This is a genomic window from Streptomyces sp. cf386 (assembly GCF_900103585.1).
In the GTDB taxonomy this organism is placed as follows: Bacteria; Actinomycetota; Actinomycetes; order Streptomycetales; family Streptomycetaceae; genus Streptomyces.
In genome coordinates, this window is sequence record NZ_FNHV01000002.1 from 201,886 (window position 1) to 221,848 (window position 19,963).

19 protein-coding genes, 1 pseudogene and 1 riboswitch are annotated in these 19,963 nt (G+C 70.0%); of the genes and pseudogenes, 10 read left to right on the forward strand and 10 right to left on the reverse strand.

All coding sequences use genetic code 11. The annotated features are described in order from the left end of the window. Positions 1–18 precede the first annotated feature (18 nt). The 3 genes and pseudogenes from BLU79_RS05100 to BLU79_RS05105 all read right to left on the reverse strand — a co-directional run bounded on the left by BLU79_RS05100 (position 19) and on the right by BLU79_RS05105 (position 2,942). Positions 19–1,743, reverse strand: a complete 1,725-nt coding sequence (locus BLU79_RS05100; RefSeq protein ID WP_093904392.1) for a nucleic acid/nucleotide deaminase domain-containing protein — start codon at positions 1,741–1,743, stop codon at positions 19–21. A 48-nt stretch (positions 1,744–1,791) separates the two neighbouring features. After that, positions 1,792–2,199 (reverse strand): annotated as a pseudogene (locus BLU79_RS48805) (hypothetical protein); the annotation flags it as partial. Between the two features lie 167 nt (positions 2,200–2,366). Further along, positions 2,367–2,942 carry a TerD family protein gene (locus BLU79_RS05105; RefSeq protein WP_093904393.1) on the reverse strand — a complete coding sequence of 192 codons (576 nt, stop codon included), beginning with the start codon at positions 2,940–2,942 and terminating at the stop codon, positions 2,367–2,369. A gap of 206 nt (positions 2,943–3,148) precedes the next feature. Here BLU79_RS05105 and arfB point away from each other — a divergent pair, with 206 nt between their 5' ends. Both arfB and BLU79_RS05115 read left to right on the forward strand, forming a co-directional pair. Beyond that, entirely contained in the window at positions 3,149–3,586 is a 438-nt protein-coding gene (gene arfB, locus BLU79_RS05110) for an alternative ribosome rescue aminoacyl-tRNA hydrolase ArfB (protein ID WP_093904394.1), read from the forward strand. 113 nt (positions 3,587–3,699) lie between these two features. Further along, positions 3,700–4,572 carry a sigma-70 family RNA polymerase sigma factor gene (locus tag BLU79_RS05115; protein ID WP_093904395.1) on the forward strand — a complete coding sequence of 291 codons (873 nt, stop codon included), beginning with the start codon at positions 3,700–3,702 and terminating at the stop codon, positions 4,570–4,572. A gap of 61 nt (positions 4,573–4,633) precedes the next feature. Here the strand turns inward: BLU79_RS05115 and BLU79_RS05120 are convergent, their stop codons facing one another. Beyond that, the gene (locus BLU79_RS05120; RefSeq protein ID WP_093904396.1) at positions 4,634–5,125 is read right to left on the reverse strand and encodes a GNAT family N-acetyltransferase; all 492 of its coding nucleotides are present in this window, start codon (positions 5,123–5,125) and stop codon (positions 4,634–4,636) included. Between the two features lie 96 nt (positions 5,126–5,221). Continuing rightward, on the reverse strand, positions 5,222–5,815 hold the full coding sequence (locus BLU79_RS05125; protein ID WP_371131810.1) for a flavin reductase family protein: 594 nt from the start codon (positions 5,813–5,815) through the stop codon (positions 5,222–5,224). 306 nt (positions 5,816–6,121) lie between these two features. Between BLU79_RS05125 and cdgB the strand changes: the two genes are divergently transcribed. Continuing rightward, a complete protein-coding gene (gene cdgB / locus BLU79_RS05130) occupies positions 6,122–7,783 on the forward strand; it encodes a diguanylate cyclase CdgB (protein ID WP_093904398.1) in 1,662 nt (553 codons plus the stop codon). Between the two features lie 119 nt (positions 7,784–7,902). Next, on the forward strand, positions 7,903–8,874 hold the full coding sequence (locus BLU79_RS05135; RefSeq protein ID WP_093904399.1) for a CBM35 domain-containing protein: 972 nt from the start codon (positions 7,903–7,905) through the stop codon (positions 8,872–8,874). Here the strand turns inward: BLU79_RS05135 and BLU79_RS05140 are convergent, their stop codons facing one another. The 3 genes from BLU79_RS05140 to BLU79_RS05150 form a co-directional block, all read right to left on the reverse strand. Continuing rightward, a complete protein-coding gene (locus BLU79_RS05140) occupies positions 8,875–9,804 on the reverse strand; it encodes a 1-phosphofructokinase family hexose kinase (RefSeq protein ID WP_093904400.1) in 930 nt (309 codons plus the stop codon). It lies immediately after the preceding gene. 140 nt (positions 9,805–9,944) lie between these two features. After that, entirely contained in the window at positions 9,945–11,156 is a 1,212-nt protein-coding gene (nagA, locus tag BLU79_RS05145; protein ID WP_177000876.1) for an N-acetylglucosamine-6-phosphate deacetylase, read from the reverse strand. Further along, positions 11,156–12,100 carry an ROK family protein gene (locus BLU79_RS05150; protein ID WP_093904401.1) on the reverse strand — a complete coding sequence of 315 codons (945 nt, stop codon included), beginning with the start codon at positions 12,098–12,100 and terminating at the stop codon, positions 11,156–11,158. Before BLU79_RS05150 ends, nagA begins: the two co-directional genes overlap by 1 nt. A gap of 120 nt (positions 12,101–12,220) precedes the next feature. On the opposite strand from BLU79_RS05150, the gene BLU79_RS05155 reads away from it, so the two are divergent. From BLU79_RS05155 to otsB, 3 genes are all read left to right on the forward strand, one after another. Then, positions 12,221–13,501 carry an ABC transporter substrate-binding protein gene (locus tag BLU79_RS05155; protein WP_256333154.1) on the forward strand — a complete coding sequence of 427 codons (1,281 nt, stop codon included), beginning with the start codon at positions 12,221–12,223 and terminating at the stop codon, positions 13,499–13,501. A 98-nt stretch (positions 13,502–13,599) separates the two neighbouring features. Beyond that, positions 13,600–13,878 (forward strand): DUF3263 domain-containing protein, encoded by a 279-nt coding sequence (locus BLU79_RS05160; protein WP_093904885.1) that lies wholly within the window; start codon positions 13,600–13,602, stop codon positions 13,876–13,878. A gap of 52 nt (positions 13,879–13,930) precedes the next feature. Further along, positions 13,931–14,806 (forward strand): trehalose-phosphatase, encoded by an 876-nt coding sequence (gene otsB / locus BLU79_RS05165; protein ID WP_093904403.1) that lies wholly within the window; start codon positions 13,931–13,933, stop codon positions 14,804–14,806. A 66-nt stretch (positions 14,807–14,872) separates the two neighbouring features. On the opposite strand, the gene BLU79_RS05170 is transcribed toward otsB, so the two are convergent. Continuing rightward, entirely contained in the window at positions 14,873–16,315 is a 1,443-nt protein-coding gene (locus BLU79_RS05170) for an alpha,alpha-trehalose-phosphate synthase (UDP-forming) (RefSeq protein ID WP_177000877.1), read from the reverse strand. Positions 16,316–16,410: 95 nt separating this feature from the next. Then, positions 16,411–17,355, reverse strand: coding sequence for a glucosyl-3-phosphoglycerate synthase (locus BLU79_RS05175; protein ID WP_093904405.1), 945 nt, complete (start codon positions 17,353–17,355; stop codon positions 16,411–16,413). 159 nt (positions 17,356–17,514) lie between these two features. After that, positions 17,515–17,661: riboswitch (SAM riboswitch) on the forward strand. Between the two features lie 18 nt (positions 17,662–17,679). Between BLU79_RS05175 and thrC the strand changes: the two genes are divergently transcribed. The 3 genes from thrC (at position 17,680) to BLU79_RS05190 (ending at position 19,922) form a co-directional block, all read left to right on the forward strand. Beyond that, positions 17,680–18,969, forward strand: coding sequence for a threonine synthase (gene thrC / locus BLU79_RS05180; RefSeq protein WP_093904406.1), 1,290 nt, complete (start codon positions 17,680–17,682; stop codon positions 18,967–18,969). Beyond that, a complete protein-coding gene (locus BLU79_RS05185) occupies positions 18,966–19,241 on the forward strand; it encodes a MoaD/ThiS family protein (RefSeq protein WP_093904407.1) in 276 nt (91 codons plus the stop codon). Before thrC ends, BLU79_RS05185 begins: the two co-directional genes overlap by 4 nt. A gap of 474 nt (positions 19,242–19,715) precedes the next feature. After that, complete coding sequence (locus tag BLU79_RS05190) at positions 19,716–19,922, forward strand: cold-shock protein (RefSeq protein ID WP_006382349.1); 207 nt, start codon at positions 19,716–19,718, stop codon at positions 19,920–19,922. Positions 19,923–19,963 lie beyond the last annotated feature (41 nt).

Sequence of the window (19,963 nt, forward strand, 5' to 3'; positions counted from 1 at the left end):
CCGATGCTAGCACGTGAGTTATTTACCTCGATTCCCCTTGAGGCGATCCAGGTAATCCATCATTTCCGCGTTGCCCTGCGCTCTTGATTCCTTTGTGTTCCCGTAATCGATGCTGTGGGTGACATCGACATGCGAGAGCCTCTCCTTCATCCACGCGCTGCAGTTCGGCGCGGACGAACAGGGGGCTCTTTCCGTGTACAGCTCGGTCATACGGTCGCCCGCCCCGTCCCGGAGGACCGGGAAGCCGATCATGCGCTCGGAGTGCCGGAATCCCGAACTGCGCGCGACCATGACGAAGTCGCCGTCGTCGTCCTTGGCGCTGTTGAACCGGGCGGCGGCGTAGTTGTTGCTCTCGAACTTGTCCTCGCCGTTCACCTGCTTGTGATTGCCGTAGCTCTTGTCCGAGTGGCGGGCCAATTGCACGGCCTGGGACAGCGGTGTGCTCCCGAGATCCACCTGCTGTGAATTGCTGAGCGGGCGCGGCCGCTCCTTGCCCTGGAGCTTGAGGTTCGGTTCGCCCGGCAGCGGCCGTCCGGCGTTGTCGCCGTCGAGCTTGAGGCCGATGCGGTCCCGGTCCTCCTGGGTCAGCTTGTCGGTGCCGCCGTCCGACTTCAGCCGCTTGAGCGTTCCGTCGTCGCTCATGAGGTACATGGGCGTCTTGCCGTCGTTGCCCTTCTGGAGCTGCTTCAGGGAAAGGGCGGTCTCGTCGTCGTTGTCCTTGTGGCGCTTGGCCATCTTGCTCAGGCCGCTGGTCATGCTGTCGTCGAGGTGGTCGGCGGAGCGCTTGACGCCCTTCCCGATTCCCTCCATGAGCTCGTCGACCATGGGGTCGAGGAGATTGGTGAGCGGGTCCTTGCCCCTGGCACGGCCGTGCGAGGACTTCGCGCGCGACAGCTTGTTGCCGGCGCCGTCGCGGATCTTGCCGCCCGCGCTCTTGAGCCCGTTGCCGGCCCGGTCGTAGGAGTCCGGGTCCATGCTGAACTGACCGCCGCCACCGCCCGAGCCGGAGGACCCGCCGCCCGCGCCGGCGAGCTGCATCGAACCGCCGGCGTCGCCGCCCGCGCTGGCCAGCTGCATCCCGCCGCCCGACTTGAGGCTGTCGACGCCTTCGTTCAGGCCCTCCCGGCCGGCCTTCGCGGTCTGGCCGAGGTCGACGCCTTTCTGGGTCCCCAGGGCGTTGCCGCCCAGTTGCAGGACCAGGTCGCCCGCCATCGAGCCGATGGCCTGGAGGACCGGGCCCGTCGCCACCTCGATGATCCGCCCGGCGATCTCCTCGCACACCTCCTCGAAGATGCGCTTCACCGCGATCCGGGTGGCCTGCGTGCCCGCGATACCGCCCAGCGTCGAGAGGCCCAGGGTGACGGGGGCGGCCGCGATGGCGGCCGCTATCTCGGCGGCGAGGATGCCGAGTTGGACGATCGCCGCGAGTTTCGCGCCCTCGATCAGCACCGCGACCGCGTCCAGCGCGGTCGCCGCCACACGGCCGCCCTCGGCGAGATTGGTCAGATGCTTGCCTTTGACGAGGCCCCAGTGCTGCTCCAGGGCCTGCATCGCAAGGCCTTCGTTGCCCCCGATCAGGTCGGTGATCGCCTGGTGGGCGTCGGCGGCGCCGTCGTCGATGTCGTCGGCGAGCTCCCGCATGGCCTGGGCCATTTCGCGGTAGTCGTCCTCGTCGACGTTGGGCCAGCTGATGCCTATCAGGTCCAGGGCCGCATCCAGCTCGCTCGGCAGGACTACTCCCACAAGGACCCCCGTTCGAAAGGAACTTCGGAAAACGTAACTTCGAACGGATCATGAGAACAAGTTCACCCAGGCCGCTTGACCTGATCTGTGACGCATCTGTCGCAGAACATTTCCTCCGGCGATCGCGGCGGGCTGCTGCGGGCGCGGAAAGCCGTCGAGCCGTGCGCAGGCGAGCCGTTGGCCTCCGGCATGAGCGTGGCGAGGTACGTATCCGCGAGGAGAGCCGGGCGTGGAGACCGATCTCGCCCAGCGCGGCCCGCTGCCGTCGGTGACCCGGCTGTAGCGGCGGGTCGGTCCCGGCACCTGCTCCACGAACATCCTGCGCGGACACGACCGTGCGGTGCAGATGTGGCGCCGGACGCGCAAGGCAGGCACGACGTGCTGTCCGGCACGGGGCAGATCGGCCGGGAACCGCAGGTAGGAGCCGTGCACCTTCTCCGAACGGGTACCGCAGCCCGGGCAGGCAGCTGAGACGCCGTGTAGCGCTCCCCTTCACCCGCGCATGAAGAAGACCCCCCAAGGGTGAGTTGGGGGGTCTTCGTGCTGACCAGGCCATCGTGTGCTGATCCTGTGCTGCCTCAGCACCACCCAGCAGCCTGTTTCGCCAGGTCAGGGCATGGTTCTCAGACGTTCACGCCGAAGTCCTGGGCGATGCCCACCAGGCCCGAGGCGTAGCCCTGGCCGACCGCGCGGAACTTCCACTCGGCGCCGTTGCGGTAGAGCTCGCCGAAGACCATCGCGGTCTCGGTGGCCGCGTCCTCGGAGAGGTCGTAGCGGGCGATCTCGGCGCCGCCGGCCTGGTTGAGGATGCGGATGTAGGCGTTGCGCACCTGGCCGAAGTTCTGCGAGCGGTTCTCGGCGTCGTAGATGGAGACCGGGAAGACGATCTTGTCGATGTCGGCCGGGAGGGCCGCCAGGTTGACGTTGATCGCCTCGTCGTCGCCCGCGCCCTCGCCGGTGCGGTTGTCGCCGGTGTGGACGATCGTGTTGTCCGGCGTCTGCTTGTTGTTGAAGAAGACGAAGTGGGCGTCCGAGTAGACCTTGCCCGTGGGGTTGACCGCGATCGCCGAGGCGTCGAGGTCGAAGTCCGTGCCGGTGGTGGTGCGGACGTCCCAGCCGAGGCCCACGGTGACGGCGGTCAGGCCCGGAGCCTCCTTGGTGAGCGAGACGTTGCCACCCTTGGACAGGCTTACAGCCATTGTTGGGAGTCCCTTCCCTCGTTGCGGTACGGCTAGAAGCTACAGCTACCCCTATGAACGCGTAGAGGGGTACCTCAAGTTCCAGGTGTCTTTACTTTCTTTGCCAAAGAGCACCCGTAGGGGAGACGAGAGCGGCCAGGAGGACGGCTACGAGAGCGGCTGCGAGGGCGATATTCGCGTGACGTGGACGGGACAGGGCGGGGAACATGGAGGACATGTCTGGTCCCTACGTCATCCGTGGCTCCGTCTCGCTTCCCGAGGCCGAGCTCATGTGGCGTTTCTCGCGGTCGAGCGGCCCGGGTGGCCAGCACGTCAACACCAGTGACTCCCAGGCCGAGCTGCGGTTCGACCTGGCGAAGACCGAGGCGCTGCCCGAGGTCTGGAAGGGGCGGGCGCTGGAGCGGCTGGCCGGAAGGCTGGTCGACGGTGTCCTCACCGTGCGCGCCTCCGAGCACCGCTCCCAGTGGCGCAACCGCGAGACCGCCGCCGTACGCCTCGCCGCGCTCCTCGCCGAAGCGACGGCCCCGCCGCCCAAGCCGCGCAGGCCCACCCGGATTCCCCGCGGGATCAATGAGCGGCGGCTGAGGGAGAAGAAGCAGCGCTCCGACACCAAGCGGGGGCGGTCCGGGCGGGACTGGGGGTAACGGCCCGGGTGCGGCTGGGGCAGGTGTGACCAGGCGCAGGGGCTCCGCCGTCACATCCGCGTCGCGCGATTCGTCAGGCAACCGACGACGACCGCGACGAGAGGCTGCGACTGATGAGCGCCGACGACACCGACTTCCTTGCCCAGCGTTTCGAGGCGCACCGCGGCCATCTGCGCGCCGTGGCGCACCGCATGCTCGGTTCGACCGCCGAGGCCGAGGACGCGGTGCAGGAAGCCTGGTTCCGGGTGAGCCGCTCGGACACCACACGGATCGACAACCTCGGCGGCTGGCTGACGACCGTCGTCGGCCGGGTCTGCCTGGACATGCTGCGCTCCCGAAAGTCCCGCGCGGAGGAGCCCCTGGACGCCGCGGCGCCTGAGCCGCCCGCTCCCACCGTCTCCGCGACCGCGCCCGACCCCGAGCAGGACGCCCTCCTCGCCGACTCGGTCGGCGTCGCCTTGCTCGTCGTACTGGACGCCCTGACGCCTGCCGAGCGGCTGGCGTTCGTGCTGCACGACCTGTTCGGGGTGTCGTACGACGAGGTCGCGGACGTCGTGGACCGTACGCCCGCCGCCGCGCGCCAGCTCGCCAGCCGGGCCCGGCGCCGGGTTCAGGGCGCCGACGTGCCCGAGACCGGGGGCGCCGGGCAGCGCAGGCGGCGGGAGGTCGTCGACGCGTTTCTCGCCGCCGCGCGGGAGGGGGACTTCGAGGGGCTGCTCGACGTCCTCGACCCGGACGTCGTCGTGCGCACCGAGGTCGGGGTGACCACGGGCGCGGCGGCGGTGGCGCGGGGCGCGGCGACGTTCGGGCCGCTCTCCGGGGTCGCGCGGTCCGCGCTGGTCGACGGTGTGCCGGGGTGTGTGGTGTTCGCCGAGGGGCGGGTGGAGCGGGCGCTGAGGTTTGCGTTCGTACGGGATCGGATCGCCGTGATCGACATCGTGACGGAGCCCGGGCGGGTGGCCCGGCTGGACGTCAGGGAGATCTGACGTCAGGGAGATCCAGGGCCTGATCCGCCGGGCGGGCCCTGGAGCCGCCGTGGACGACCGGCTACGCCTCCTCCGGCCCGTCCAGCTCCAGCACCCCCACCGTCTCGCCCTCGCTGGTCTCGCCGTCGGGGCGGAAGCCGAGGCCGAGGTAGAAGTTCTCGGGGCCGTTCGGGCCGGGGTGCCAGGTGACGTAGAAGCGGTTGCCGCCCCGGCGGCGGATCTCCGCGGCGACGGACTCGACCGCGAACCGGCCGTATCCGCGGCCCTGTTCGTCGGCGGCGATGTTCAGCCGCCACAGTCCCGAGCGGAACAGGGTGCCGTCGCCGTGCCAGTCGATGTCGAAGAAGGCCATCAGGAAGCCGACCGGGCGGTCGCCGTCGACGATCAGGCGGGGCCAGGCGACGCCGGTGGGGTGGACGTAGGCCTCGGCGAGGGACTGCATGACGGGGGAGACCGCGAATTCCTGGTCGGGGCGGACGCGTATCCCGGTTGCGGCCTCGAAGTTCGCGGGTGTGATTTCTTCGAGGCGCGGTGTTGAAGTCGTCGACGTCATCCGGGCAGGGTAAGGCGGGTGATCATTTGCCGCCATGGAATTGCGCGCCGGAACCGTCGGCGGAGTTCGGTGCGGTGGAGTTCGGTGCGACGGAGTTCATCCCAACTGCCGGTAACGGCCCCGGAAATACGTCAGCGGTCCGCCGTCCGCGCTCGGCAGTGAGGCCGACAGGACGCGGCCGATCACCAGGGTGTGGTCGCCGGCCGCCACCCGCTGCTCGGTGCGGCACTCCAGGGTGGCCAGAGCGCCGCCCACCAGGGGAGCGCCGCTCTCCTTGCCGCGGACGTAGGGGATGTCGGCGAACAGCAGGCGGTCGCTGACGCGGCCCTTCATGGCGAAGCGGCCGGCGATGTGGCGCTGGCGCTCGGAGAGCACCGAGACGGCCCACAGGGGCTGTTCGTCGAGGAGGTCGTCCATGCGGGAGCCCTCGCGCAGGCTGACCAGCACCAACGGCGGGTCCAGGGACACCGACATGAACGCGGTCGCGGTCATGCCGACGTCCTCGCCGGCCGGAGCGTGCGGGTCGTCCGGGTCCAGCGGCGGCTCCAGCGCGGTCACCAGGACCACACCCGCGGCCAGCCGCGACATGGCGGCGCGGAACTCGTCGTTGCTCACTCCCTCAGCATGCCCGGAGCCGCTCGGGGAGGCGGGGAGGACGGCGGTCACGGGCGGAGGCGAAGTGTTCGGCACGACGAAGACGCTAATGTCACCTCCGCACGTCCCGCATCGGGCCTCCGCCCGAGAACGGACCTAGGACCGCGGACCGACATCTCCACACACGCACAAAGTTTGCGTTCAGTAAACGCACAGGAAAACCGCAGAAACTCCGCTCAATTGTTCACGTTTACCTGTGACTTGAGTCACAAGAGCCATTAATTGTTGACCCTGTGTACCGAGTGGGCAGCGCGCTGTGATTCAGTGGCGGGGAACTAGCAAGGGAAGTTACGCCGAAGTAGAACCCTTGATTCGCTGCGAGGTCTCGGGGGGAGGGCGAGCATGGAGACCGAGTCGGAGCCGTACGTCCGTCTTGCGACCCTGCGACAGTTGCACCAGGTCATGGCTGACATGAACACGGCCCGTAGCCTGGCGGACACCCTGCAGACCGTCGCCGACGGCGTCGTGACCGGCCTCGGCTTCGAGCTCGCGTGCGTCAACCTCGTACGCCCCGACGGCGACCTCGTCGTCGCCGCGTTCGCCGGCAACCCGGCCGCCGAGGCCCTGATCACCGGCCGTGTCGGCTCCCGCGAGTCCTGGGAGCGTCGGCTCAGCATGGGCGAGCACTGGGGCGACCTGGTCTTCATTCCGCACACCGAGGGCTGGATCCTCGACGACGACGACGTCCCGCAGTGGTACACCGACGGCCCGGCGCCCCGCTTCGAGGACGAGTGGCACCCCTCGGACCGCCTCTTCGCGCCGATGTTCACCCCCGGCGTGCAGGGCGGCGCCTGCGGTGAGCTGATCGGCGTCCTGTCCGTGGACCGGCCGCGCAACGGCCGACTGCCGGGCGCGTGGGGCCGCGAGGCGCTCCAGATGTACGCGTTCCAGGCCGCCATCGCCATCAGCAACGCACGTCTACGCGCGAATATGCAGCGGGCGCTGGTCAGGCTGGAGCGCGAGCAGCAGGCCCTGCGCGCGAGTGAGGAAAGCTTCAGGCAGGCCTTCGAGTACGCCCCCTCCGGCATGGCCATCGCCGAGATGGGCGGCGACCAGCACGGCCGCATCCTGCGCACCAACGACGCCCTGTGCCGCCTCCTCGGCCGCCCCGCCTCCGCGATGCGCCGCTACGCCTTCTCCGACCTCGTCCACCCCGAGGACATCGGCACGCTGCTGCGGACGTCCGCCGAAGGAGGCCGGGCGGAGCTGCGCCTCGGCCGCCGCGACGGTACCTATGTCTGGGTTTCGCTCCGCAACTCCGTCGTCGCCGACGCCGCGGACGGCCCCCGCTTCCTGCTCACCCACGTCGAGGACATCGAGGACCGCAAGCGCCGCGAGCTCCAGCTCGCCCACCGCGCCTCGCACGACTCGCTCACCGGCCTGCCGAACTCCGCCGAGCTGCGCTCCCGCCTCTCCTCCCGGCTGTGCACCCACCCGACCAACGCGGGCGCCCTGGAGTCCACCGACGCGGCCTACGGCCACCCGGCCGTGTACGACGCCAACGGCCACGGCTTCGACTTCCGGCCGGGCGCGGCGGCGTTCGACGGCTTCGACCACCATGTCCACACCGTCGCCCCGGACGAGAATGACCGGCGCGACGACGGCACCAAGGGGCTCGCGGTGCTCTTCTGCGACCTCGACGGCTTCAAGTCGATCAACGACCGGTTCGGGCACAACGCGGGTGACGCGGTCCTCATCGAGGTGGCCAGGCGGCTCACCCGCGGCGTCCGCGACGGCGACACGGTCGCCCGGCTCGGCGGCGACGAGTTCGTGATCCTCGCCGACGGGCTCGGCCGGGCCGACGCCCAGGACCTCGCCGTACGGCTGCGCAACGAGATCATCCAACCGATCCGGGCCGAGGGGCGGGCGGTCCGCGTCGGCGCCAGTTTCGGCATCGGGTGGGCACACTGTGGCATGACTGCGGACGAAGTGTTGAAGTCCGCTGACGAGCGGATGTACGTAGAGAAACGATCTCGTCCCAAACAACACAGACGCGCTGGGTAACCCCCAGGTCAGCGAGCTGATGCGGTCTGTGTCACCCGTTTGGGCCAGCAGGAGCGGGTAGGCTCGCCATTCTTCAGACCTATCGCATTCGCCCGCACCTGGTGAGGAGTACCACAGGGATGACGTCCGGCAACAACGGCGCGAACACGCCGCCCGAGGACGACGACCCGTTCGGCTACCTCTACGCCGACGGGCAGGCCAACGGCGCCCAGCCGCCCTCCGGTGGCGGGGGCTACGGCTACCCGGGTTCGGTCAACCGCGTGCGTCCGGTCGGGCAGCGCCAGTACGGTCAGCAGGCTCCGGCGGCGCCCAACGGCCCGATCCCACAGCAGCAGGGCGCGTACGGCCAGCCGAACGCGCACTACTCGGCGCCGGAGACGTTCCCCGGCGGGACACCGACGGCCCAGCAGCAGCCGGCGTACAGCGGTGGCAGCGGGTCCGGCGGCGGGCGTGGCCGGGGGCCGAACACCAAAGGGCTGCTGATCGGTGCGATCGCCGTGGTCGCGGCGGTCGTCATAGGCATCAGCGTGGCCATGCTGGGCGGGGACGACGACAAGGACAAGACGGGCAACGACGTGGGGTCGACGCCGACGCAGTCCCAGGAGAGCAGCGCGCCCAGCCCGTCGAACAGCAACAGCCAGGCGGCCGAGGAGAACCTGCCGACGATCGACGCCAAGGCTCTCGCCCTCGGCGGCGGCGCCGCCACCGCGTCCGACATCAAGGGCGCCCAGGCCGACGGCGGCGTCTACGTCACCGGCTTCAACCAGGTCGGCTCCTCGGTCACCTGGACCGTGAACGGCATCCCCAAGAAGGGCAAGTACACCGTCTTCGTCGGGTACAGCGTCCCGGGGAAGGACCAGAACGCCACGCTCACGGTCAACGGCACGGCTTCCACGAGCCCCGTCGACCTGAAGAACTGGACGGGCGCCGCCGAGGGCGACTACGAGAAGGGCTGGACGAAGACCTACAACTGGATCCAGCTCAACAAGGGCACCAACACGATCAAGGTGTCCTGCGAGCAGGGCAACCAGTGCGACGCCCTGCTCGACCAGATGTGGCTCGTGAAGGGCTGGGTCAAGTCCAGCTCCTGATCACGCGGCGGTGACCTCCCCGGTCACCGCCACCCGCCCCAGCAGCTCCTCGTACGTCCCCCGCTCGAACTCCCCCGCCACCGGCGCCAGCACGCTCGCCGCGCTGAGCGCCGACGCTCGGGCCAGCCGGTCCGGCCACGGCAGCCGCTCCACCAACCCCGACAGCAGGCCCGCGACCACCGCGTCGCCCGCGCCCGTCGGGTTGCCGTGTACGCGCGCGGGCGGGGTGGCTCGCCAGCGGCCCTCGGAGGTCAGGGCGAGCAGGCCCGCCGCGCCGAGGGAGGCGACCACCGCCCGGGCGCCCCGCCTGCGGGCGTCCTGCGTGGCGCGCATCGGCTCGTGGGAGCCGGTGAGTTCGGCCAGCTCGTCGGCGTTGGGCTTGATGATGTCCGGGCGAGCGGCGACGCCCCGCCGCAGCGCCTCACCGCTGGTGTCCAGCAGGACGGGCACCTCGGCGGCCTTCGCGGCGCGTACCAGACCGGCGTACGCCCCCACCGGCACGCCCGGCGGCAGGCTGCCGCACAGAGCCACCGCGGACGCCGACGCGAGCAGGTCGCCGTACGCCTCCTGGAAGGCGGACCACTCGGCGGGCGTGATCGTCGGGCCGGGCTCGTTGAGCTGGGTCGTGTCGCCGGTGTGCGCGTCCACCACGGCGATCGTGCGCCGGGTCGCTCCCGTCACCGGGACCAGCGCGTCCACCACGCCGGGTGTGGCCGTGAGCTGCTCCTGTACGACACGGCCCGTCGCGCCGCCCGTGAAGCCCGTGACCGTCACCTCGTGGCCGAGGGCCGCCAGCACCCGGGCCACGTTCAGGCCCTTGCCGCCGGGGCGTTCGGTCACCTCGGAGACCCGGTGGGAGGCGTGGGGCCGCAACGCCCGTACCCGATAGGTGATGTCGAGAGCGGTGTTCAGCGTGACCGTGAGGATCACCTGTGGCCGACCTCCCCCGAAGTTCGGAATGTGTTCGCCGTCTGGCTGCCGGACGCTCCGCCCGGAGGCCTGATCATGCCAAACGGGCGGCGGCCGTCCCAGTCTCCCAGGACAACCGCCGCCCCCAACAGAAGGACAGATCACCCCAGTTGGGGATCGACCACCCATTCGCCCCGGCGCATCACGCCCTTGAGCTCGAAGTCGGAGTCCAGCACGACCAGGTCGGCGTCCTTGCCGGGCTCCAGCGAGCCGATGCGGTCGTAGCGGCCGAGCAGCTTGGCGGGGTTGGCGGACAGGGCCGCGACCGCGTCCTCGACCGGCAGCCGGTCGATGGTCACCGCCCGCTTGAAGGCGCGGTCCAGGGTGAGGGTGGACCCCGCGATCGAGCCGCCCTCGACGAGGCGCGCCACGCCGTCGGCCACGTCCACCTCCAGCGGGCCGAGCATGTAGCGGCCGTCGCCGAAGCCGGCCGCGTCCATCGCGTCCGTGATGAACGCGACCCGGTCCGCGCCCGCGTGATGGAACGCCAGCTGCAGGGAGGCCGGGTGCAGGTGCGTGCCGTCGTTGATCAGCTCGACCGTCACCCGCTCGTCCTCCAGCAGGGCCGCGATCGGGCCCGGCTCGCGGTGGCCGAGCGGCGGCATCGCGTTGAAGAGGTGGGTGGCCACCGTCGCGCCCGCCTCGATCGCCTCCACCGTCTGCTCGTACGTCGCGTCCGTGTGCCCGATCGCCGCGATGACGCCGTGGTCGGCGAGGAGGCGTACGGAGTCGATGCCGCCCGGCAGTTCGGAGGCCAGGGTGACCATCGTCGCGTGGCCGCGCGCCGCGTCGATGAGCTTGCGTACGTCCGCCGGGTCGGGGTCGCGCAGCAGCTCCTCGGAGTGCGCGCCCTTGCGGCACGGGGAGATGAACGGGCCCTCGAAGTGGATGCCGGCGATGTCGCCCTGCTCGGCGAGCTCGGAGAGGAGGCCGGCCCGCTGGGTCAGGAAGTCCATGTCGCCGGTGACGGTGGAGGCGACGAGGGTGGTGGTGCCGTGCAGGCGGTGGGTGTGGATGCCGGTGACCACGTCGTCCGGCGTGCCTGAAGTGAACGAGGCTCCGCCGCCGCCGTGGTTGTGGATGTCGACGAAACCGGGCACTACGTAGTGGCCGGTGAGGTCGATGCGGTGAGCGTTCTCCGGGGCTGTGGCGGCGATGCGGGTGCCGTCGACGATCAGCCTGCCCTCTTTGAGGGTTCCCGTCGGCATGACCACGTCGGCGCCGGACAGGATGAGGGGCGCCTTGTCGGTTGCGGGGTGCGGGTTGTGTGTGGCTGGTCGCGCAGTTCCCCGCGCCCCTAGGGCGTTCGCCATCAGGGGGTTACCTCCGTACGGTCGGTTTGGTCGAGGAGGTCCCAGGCCAGGAGGCCGGCGCCGAGGCAACCGGCCGTGTCTCCGAGGGCCGCGGGGACGATGGACGGCAGCTTCTGGAACGTGACCCGCCGCTGGACGGCCTCCCGCAGCGGTGTGAACAAGGTTTCCCCCGCCTCGGCGAGGCCGCCACCGATGATCAGGGTGCGGGGGTCCAGCAGGGTGAGGGCGGTGACCAGGCCGTCGGCGAGGGCGTCCACGGCCTCCTGCCAGATCCGTACGGCGTTCGGGTCGCCGGACGCGACGGCCTTGGCGCAGTCGGCGGCGTCCGCTTCCGGGTCCCCGCAGGCGGCGGCCCATGCCTCGCTCACCGCCGCCGCGGACGCGAACCGCTCCAGACAGCCGCGCTGCCCGCACGGGCAGGGGGCACCCCCGGGCCGTACGACGATGTGGCCGATCTCGCCCGCGAAGCCGTGCGCACCCGCCTCCACCCGGCCGTCGATGCCGATGGCGCCGGCGATCCCGGTGCCGAGCGGTATGAAGAGGAAGCGGTCGGCGCCCTGGCCCGCGCCGATCCGGCCCTCGGCGAGACCGCCGGTGCGCACGTCGTGGCCGAGGGCGACGGGGAGGCCGCCGAGCCGTTCGGTGAGCAGTCGGCGCAGGGGTACGTCCCGCCAGCCCAGGTTGGCCGCGTAGGCGGCGATGCCCCGCTCCTCGTCGACGATGCCGGGGACGGCGACGCCGACGGCGACCGCGGGCTCGCCGAAGTGCCGCTCGCCGTGCGCGCGCAGCTCGGCGGCGAAGTCGAGGATGCCGTCGACGACCGCGTCCGGTCCGCGCTCGCGGCCGGTCGGGCGGCGGGCCTGGTGGAGCAGCTCGCCGCTCGCTCCCGCCAGGGCTGCCTTCATCCCGGTGCCGCCCACATCGAGGGCGATGACATGTCTCACGGGGGACAGTGTGTCTTGCGCACCCGCGAGAGGTCTAGTCCACTTACGTGGTGTAGACCTTATGGGGGCAATATGTATGACGTTTCGAAAGTTTCGAACATGGGTGTAGGGCGGGTTGGCGTGCAGCGGCGTAGGCGTACGGTTCGTACGGGAACTATCGCGGCGGTGTCCGCGCTGGGCCTGACGGTGGTTCTGGGCGGCTGCGGGGTGACCGGTGGTTCGGACGAGGTGACGCTGAGGCTGGTCGCCGCGGAGTACGGGGACAGCCAGGCGAACAGCTCCCAGAAATACTGGGACAAGCTCGTCCAGGCGTACGAGGCCGAGCACCCCGGCGTCACGATCGACGTCACGGTGTACTCCTGGAACGACGTCGACGCCAAGGTCAAGGGGATGGTCGCCGCCGACGAGGCGCCGGACATGGCGCAGATCGGCGCGTACGCCGACTACGCCGCGAAGGACCTCCTCTACCAGGCCGACGACCTGCTCTCGATCCCCGTCCAGGCCGACTTCGTCTCGCAGCTCGCGAACGCCGGGCAGGTGAGCGGGGTGCAGTACGGCATTCCGTTCGCCTCCTCCACCCGCCTGCTCTTCTACAACAAGACCCTCTTCGAGAAGGCCGGCCTCACCGCGCCGACCACCTGGAAGGAGCTGGCCGCCGACGCCGAGGCGCTCAAGGCGCAGGGCGTGAAGTACCCGTACGCGCTGCCGCTCGGTCCCGAGGAGGCGCAGGCCGAGACGATGCAGTGGCTGCTGAGCGGCGGGGGCGGCTACACCGACACCGACCTCGGCACGTACAGCATCGACTCCACGGAGAACGTCGCCACCTTCAACTGGCTCAAGAACAACCTGGTCGGCAAGGGGCTGACGGGGCCGGTGGCGCCCGGCGAGCTCAACCGGGCGGACGCGTTCACCGCCTTCGCGGCCGGGGATGTCGGCATGCTCAACGGCCACCCCTCGCTGATGCAGATGGCCGAGAAGAAGGGCGTGAAGTTCGGCATGGTGCCGATGCCCGGAGCCGACGGGCCCACCAAGATGTCCATGGGTGTGGCCGACTGGATGCTGGCCTTCAAGCAGAACGGGCATGCCGAACAGGTGGGCGAGTTCCTCGACTTCGTCTACGCCAAGGAGAACGTCCTGGACTTCTCCCGTGAGTACGACCTCCTTCCCGTCACGAACTCCGCGTCCACGGTGATGACCGAGGCCAAGAGGGACGCCGACCTCAAGCCGTTCCTCGAGGAACTCCCGGTCTCCGAGCTCTACCCGGTCGGCCGGACCTCCTGGGCCGCGATCAGCGCGGACATCAAGCAGCGCATCGGCAGGACGGTCGCGTCCGGCGGCAGCCCGTCGGCGATCCTGGGGCAGCTGCAGTCGACGGCTACGCGGGAGGAGAGTGCGGGGTAGTCGCCGGTCGCCGGTTGTCGAGGGGAGGGGCGGGGCGGTTGTCGGTGGCGGGGACTACGGTGCGACACATGAACCAGGACGAGGACCGGGACCGGGACATGGACCCGGACCGGGACGAGGACCAAAGCCACGACCGGCCCGAGGCCGCGGCGGCCTCCCTCGCCGACCGCGAGCAGGCCATCCTCGCCCTGGAACGCCGGGGTTTCCCGGGCCCCGGCGCCAAGGAGCGGGCGATACGCGAGGAACTGGGCCTGGCCCCCGTCCGCTACTACCAGCTCCTGAACGCCCTGCTGGACGACCGACGGGCCCTGGCCCACGACCCGGTGACGGTGAACCGTCTGCGGAGGGTACGGGAGGCGCGGCGGGCGGAGAGGTGAGGGGCTTCCTGGACGAGGGGTACGTCGGGGGCTCCCTGGATAGGGTCGCCGTATGGCCAGTCACCAGGACCCGACCATGGACCCCCACTCCCACCCCGGCCCCCTGCCGACACCCACGACCAAGCCGGGCCGCGACGGCCTGGCCGCCATCCTCGCCCACCCCTCGCGGGCGCTGGTCGCGCTCGACTTCGACGGGACGCTCGCGCCGATCGTGCCCGACCCGGAGCAGGCCCGCGCCCACCCCGACGCCCTCCCGGCCCTCACGGCGCTCGCCCCGAAGGTGGCCGCCGTCGCGGTGATCACCGGGCGCCCGGCCGACGTCGCCGTGCGGTACGGCGGATTCGCCGGGGTCCCGGGGCTGGAGCACCTCGTCGTGCTCGGGCACTACGGCGCCGAGCGCTGGGACGCCGTCAGCGGTGAGGTCACCGCCCCCGACCCCCACCCCGGCGTCGCAGCCGTCCGCGTCGGGCTGCCGGGCGTCCTCGCCGACAACAGTGCAGGTCAGGGCACCTGGATCGAGGACAAGGGACACGCCCTCGCCGTGCACACGCGCCGAGCGGCCGACCCCCAGGGAACCTTCGACGCCCTCCGCGCACCCCTCACCGACCTCGCCACCTACCACGGCCTCATCGTCGAACCGGGCCGCCTGGTCCTCGAACTCCGCCCACCCGGCATGGACAAGGGCGTGGCCCTGCTCGACTATCTCCGTGACCTCGGCGCCGAGTCGGTCCTCTACGCCGGCGACGACCTCGGCGACCTCCCCGCTTACACCGCCATCGAAAACCTCCGCTCCACCGGCACCCCCGGCCTCCTGGTCTGCAGCGGCAGCGAGGAGGTCACCGAACTGTCGGAGCGGGCGGACATCGTGGTCGACGGCCCGGAGGGGGTCGTACGACTGCTGCGGGCGCTCGCGGACCAGTCGACGTGACGTGCCCTGACCTGACCTGACCGCTCGCGGCCTGGGTGGGCCGCTGGGCCGGGGCGGCCGACGGGCTCAGGCAGGCCGCCCGGCCGCCCCCTCCTCCAGCGCGTTCAACTGGTCCAGGAACCACTGCGCCGGTGGCAGTGCCGTCGCCGCCGCGGCCAGCCGCTTCGAGCGCTCCGTTCGTTCCTCCGGGCCCATGGACAGGGCCTCGTGCAGCGCACGCGCCGTGTCGATCACGTCGTACGGGTTGACCGTGATCGCGTCCTCGCCCAGTTCCTCGAAGGCGCCTGCTTCTCGTGAGAGGACCAGCGCGCAGCCCTCGTCGGAGACGACCGGTACCTCCTTGGCGACGAGGTTCATGCCGTCGCGGATGGGGTTGACCAGGGCCACGTCGCCGAGCCGGTATGCGGCAAGGGAGCGGGCGAAGTCGTCCTTGACGTGGAGGACGACCGGGGTCCAGGTCGGGGTGCGGTAGTCGGAGTTGATCTCCTCGGCCAGGCGCTGGACCTCGGCCGTGTAGTCCCGGTACACCGCTAGGTCCTGCCGCGAGGGGTACGCGAAGGCCACGTGCACCACGCGCTCGTGCCACTCGGGGTGGTCGTCCAGCAGTTGTCGGTAGGCGAGGAGGCCGCGGACGATGTTCTTGGACAGTTCTGTCCGGTCGACCCGCACGATCGTCCGCCGGGGACGCCCGTCCGCCGCCGTGCCGATCTCGTCCTTCAGCGCCGCCATCCGCTCGGCCACGTCCGCCTGATGGGCCCGCGCCCGCAGGAAGTCCGCGTCCGCGCCCAGGCCGTGCACACCGACACGCGTATCCCCGAGCCCGCCGGCGAACTCCGTACAGCACGCCTCGAACGCGTCCGCCCACCGCCGGGTGAGGAACCCCAGCCGGTCCGCGCCGAGCATCCCGCGCAGGACCTGCGAGCGGATGTCGTCCGGCAGCATCCGGAAGTACTCCGGCGGCGCCCACGGCGTGTGCGAGAAGTGACCGATGCGCAGGTCAGGGCGTAGTTCGCGAAGCATTCCCGGCACCAGCGTCAGGTGGTAGTCCTGGACGAGCACCGCCGCCCCCGGCGCCGCCCGCCCGGCCAGCGCCTGAGCGAACGCGCGGTTGTACGTCTCGTACGACGCCCACTGGCGCCGGAACTCCGCGTCGAAGACCGGCTCCAGCGGCGTCTGGTACAGCATGTGGTGGACGAACCACAGGACCGAGTTGGCGATGCCGTTGTACGCGTCGGCGTGCACGTCGGCCGGGATGTCCAGCATCAGCACGCCGTCCTCGCCGACCCCGCGCCGCACCGCCTCACGGTCCCCGTCGGACAGCGCCGAGCACACCCACAGGGCGCCCGCGTCCGGCCCGATCGCCGACAGCCCGGAGACGACTCCGCCGCCGCCTCTCTTGGAGTGCAAGGAACCGTCGTCGCGCACCTCGTACGAGACCGGGCCGCGGTTCGAAGCGACCAGCACCTTGGCAGCACCCTGCGCACCCGGCGCATCCTGCGTGGAAGCCATACGCCTCTACCTAGCCCTCCCCGGAAACGCTCAAACGTGCGGTTCCGCTCAGTGGAGGGCCCTTGTACTCCCTGTATACGGCCGGTTTCCGGCGTTTACGCGACCTTCCGCGTCGCATACTCCGCGATCTCCACCATCGGCGGCCGCTCCTCGGTGTCCACGGAGTACGTGCGCGGCTCGAACCCGTCCTCGCCCCGCTCGAACTGCGTGAGCGACGGCCGGATCAGATGCCCGCGGGCCAGCCGCAGCTGCGCCGTGCGGTAGATCGCGGCGGACATCCGGCCGAGCGCCTGCCCGTCCTGGTGCCGGTGCTTGCGCACACCCACGTCCACCTGGGCCAGCGCGTCCAGTCCCACCAGGTGCAGCGCGTCGATGAGCATGCCCAGCTCGACGCCGTATCCGACGGGGAACGGGAGCTGTTCCAGCAGGCTGCGGCGGGCCGCGTACTCGCCGCCCAGCGGCTGCACGAAACCGGCCAGCTGCGGCCAGTGCATGTTCAGCAGCGGGCGGGCCATCAGCTCGGTGACCCGTCCGCCCTGCCCCGCCGCGCCGCCGAGCGGGCGGTCGTACATGCCCTTGACCAGGTCGACCTCGGGGTTGGTGAGCAGTGGGCCGACGATGCCCGAGACGAAGTCGGAGGAGAACTCCTTCAGGTCGGCGTCGATGAAGCAGACGATGTCCCCGCTCGTGACCAGCAGGGAGCGCCACAGGACCTCGCCCTTGCCGGGCACGGTCGGGACGCGCGGGAGGATGTCGTCCCGGTGCACGACGGTCGCGCCCGCTGCGGCGGCCACCTCCGAGGTGCGGTCGGTGGACCCGGAATCGACGACGACGATCTCGTCGACCAGCGGGACCTGCTGCATGAGGTCGTGACGGATGATCGCGACGATGTCGCCGACCGTCTCCTCCTCGTTGAGCGCCGGCAGTACGACGGAGACCGACTGGCCCGTACGCTGCTTGGCGGCGAGTATCTGATGGAGTGGACGATCGGTCACGGACCAGGAGCGGGTGCTCAGCCAGCGCTCGGCTTCTTCCAGCACAGTCTGTTGCTCCTCACTGTCGTGATCACAGCAGGTAATCGTGTGATCCATCTCGCGGTTCGGACGACTATCTCAACTGTCCTGGCCTTCGGTTACAGTCTTGAACAACGCGGATGACCATCGCATGTCCGAGGTCGGCCGTTGTTAACAACCGCATACAGCTCATCCAGAGGGGCAGAGGGAAACGGCCCGATGAAGCCCCGGCAACCCTCCAGCCGGTCTTGTCACGTTGATGTGGCGAGGCTCCCGGCTTGGGAAGGTGCCAAATCCGTCTCACGGCGAGATGCGTCGTGAGGAAGATGAGGAGAAAGGGCCTCGCCTCACATGGCTGTGCAGACTGTTGCAAGCAGCACCGATTCCACCGTAGACCTCGGCCCCGCCGCCGCGCTGTCCTGTCGTGAGTGCGGTCACCGGGTACCCCTCGGACCGGTCTTCGCGTGCGAGGAGTGTTTCGGCCCGCTGGAGATCGCCTACGACTTCTCGGCCTACGACGCCGAGGAGCTCCGCAAGCAGATCGAGGCGGGTCCCGCGAACATCTGGCGCTATGCGCCGCTCCTCCCCGTCCCGGCCGACGTGGCGACCAAGCCGAACATCAACCCCGGCTGGACCAAGCTCGTCCAGGCCGACAACCTCGCCCGTGAGCTCGGCGTCGACGCCGGCAAACTGTTCGTCAAGGACGACTCGGGCAACCCGACGCACTCCTTCAAGGACCGCGTCGTCGCGCAGGCCCTGGAGGCCGCCCGCGCCTTCGGCTTCACCACCCTCTCCTGCTCCTCGACCGGCAACCTCGCGGGTGCCGTCGGCGCCGCCGCCGCCCGCGCCGGGTTCCGCTCCTGCGTGTTCATCCCGCACGACCTGGAGCAGGGCAAGGTCGTCATGGCCGCGGTCTACGGCGGCGAGCTCGTCGGCATCGAGGGCAACTACGACGACGTGAACCGCTTCTGCTCCGAGCTGATCGGCGACCCGGCCGGCGAGGGCTGGGGCTTCGTCAACGTCAACCTGCGGCCGTACTACGCGGAGGGGTCGAAGACGCTCGCGTACGAGATCTGCGAGCAGCTCGGCTGGCAGCTCCCGGACCAGCTGGTCGTCCCGATCGCGTCCGGTTCGCAGCTCACGAAGATCGACAAGGGGCTGCAGGAGCTGATCAAGCTCGGGCTCGTCGAGGACAAGCCGTACAAGATCTTCGGTGCGCAGGCGGAGGGGTGCTCCCCGGTGTCCGTCGCGTACAAGGCGGGCCACGAGGTCGTCCGGCCGCAGAAGCCGAACACCATCGCCAAGTCGCTGGCGATCGGCAACCCGGCCGACGGCCCGTACGTCCTGGACATCGCGCGCCGCACGGGCGGTGCGGTGGAGGACGTCAACGACGAGCAGATCGTCGACGCGATCAAGATCCTGGCCCGCACGGAGGGCATCTTCGCCGAGACGGCGGGCGGCGTCACGGTGGGCGTCACGAAGAAGCTGATCGAGAATGGCCTCCTCGACCCCACGAAGACCACCGTCGTCCTGAACACGGGCGACGGCCTCAAGACCCTCGACGCGGTGGCCGGCACCGGCCTCACCGCCACCATCCGCCCGAACCTGGACTCCTTCCGAGAGGCTGGCCTCGCATCATGAGCGTGACCGTCCGTATCCCCACCATCCTGCGCACCTACACCGGCGGGCAGGCCGAGGTCGCCGCCGAGGGTGGCAACCTCGCCGAGGTCATCGCCGACCTGGAGAAGAACCACACCGGGATCGCCGCCCGGGTTCTCGACGACCAGGGCAAGCTGCGTCGGTTCGTCAACGTGTACGTCAATGACGACGACGTCCGTTTCGAGCAGGGGCTGGAGACGGCCACCCCCGACGGCGCGGGCGTTTCCATCATCCCGGCCGTCGCCGGCGGCTGACGGCGGCCGATGACGGGGTGACCGAATGACCGATCATTACCATCGGTAACCCCAGTCACTAAGAGTTCACCGAATTGCCCCCTCCGTGAGAGAAGCGGAGGGGGCAATTCTGTGTGGTTGAGCGAGGTACAGTTGGGGAACATGCCGCCGATCCACGGGTCGGTAGCCCTCGTATAGCTCTTGATTTCTGCCGTAAGCCCGACAAGAAGTAGCCAAAGTGTGCGGGTTTTTTGCGGCTTTTGTTCCCTTTGCCGGGCCCGACTTGACCTGAAGTCAGCGGAATTGTCCCCACATTCCCGACCGGTCGTGCCCGGATTTCTCGTCCGATTGACCTGTTGCAGACGGCAGTTGGGCAGATACATTCAGCCGCGGTCGACGCGTTCCGGCGCACGCCCCCGACCGATGGGGGGTGAGGTCTGACCCGGATCCGCGAAGTGTGGATCTGTGCAAGGGCCAGTAATAGGGGAGTTAGGCATGGCTCAGGGCACCGTCAAGTGGTTCAACGCGGAGAAGGGGTACGGCTTCATCGCGGTCGACGGTGGTGCGGATGTTTTCGTCCACTACAGCGCGATCCAGATGGACGGGTACCGCACCCTGGAGGAAGGTCAGCGGGTCGATTTCGAGATCTCGCAGGGCCAGAAGGGGCCGCAGGCGGACATGGTCCGGCTGGCGACCACCTGAAGCACGCGTCGACTTAACAGCAGCGACGTTCTTCTTCGAAG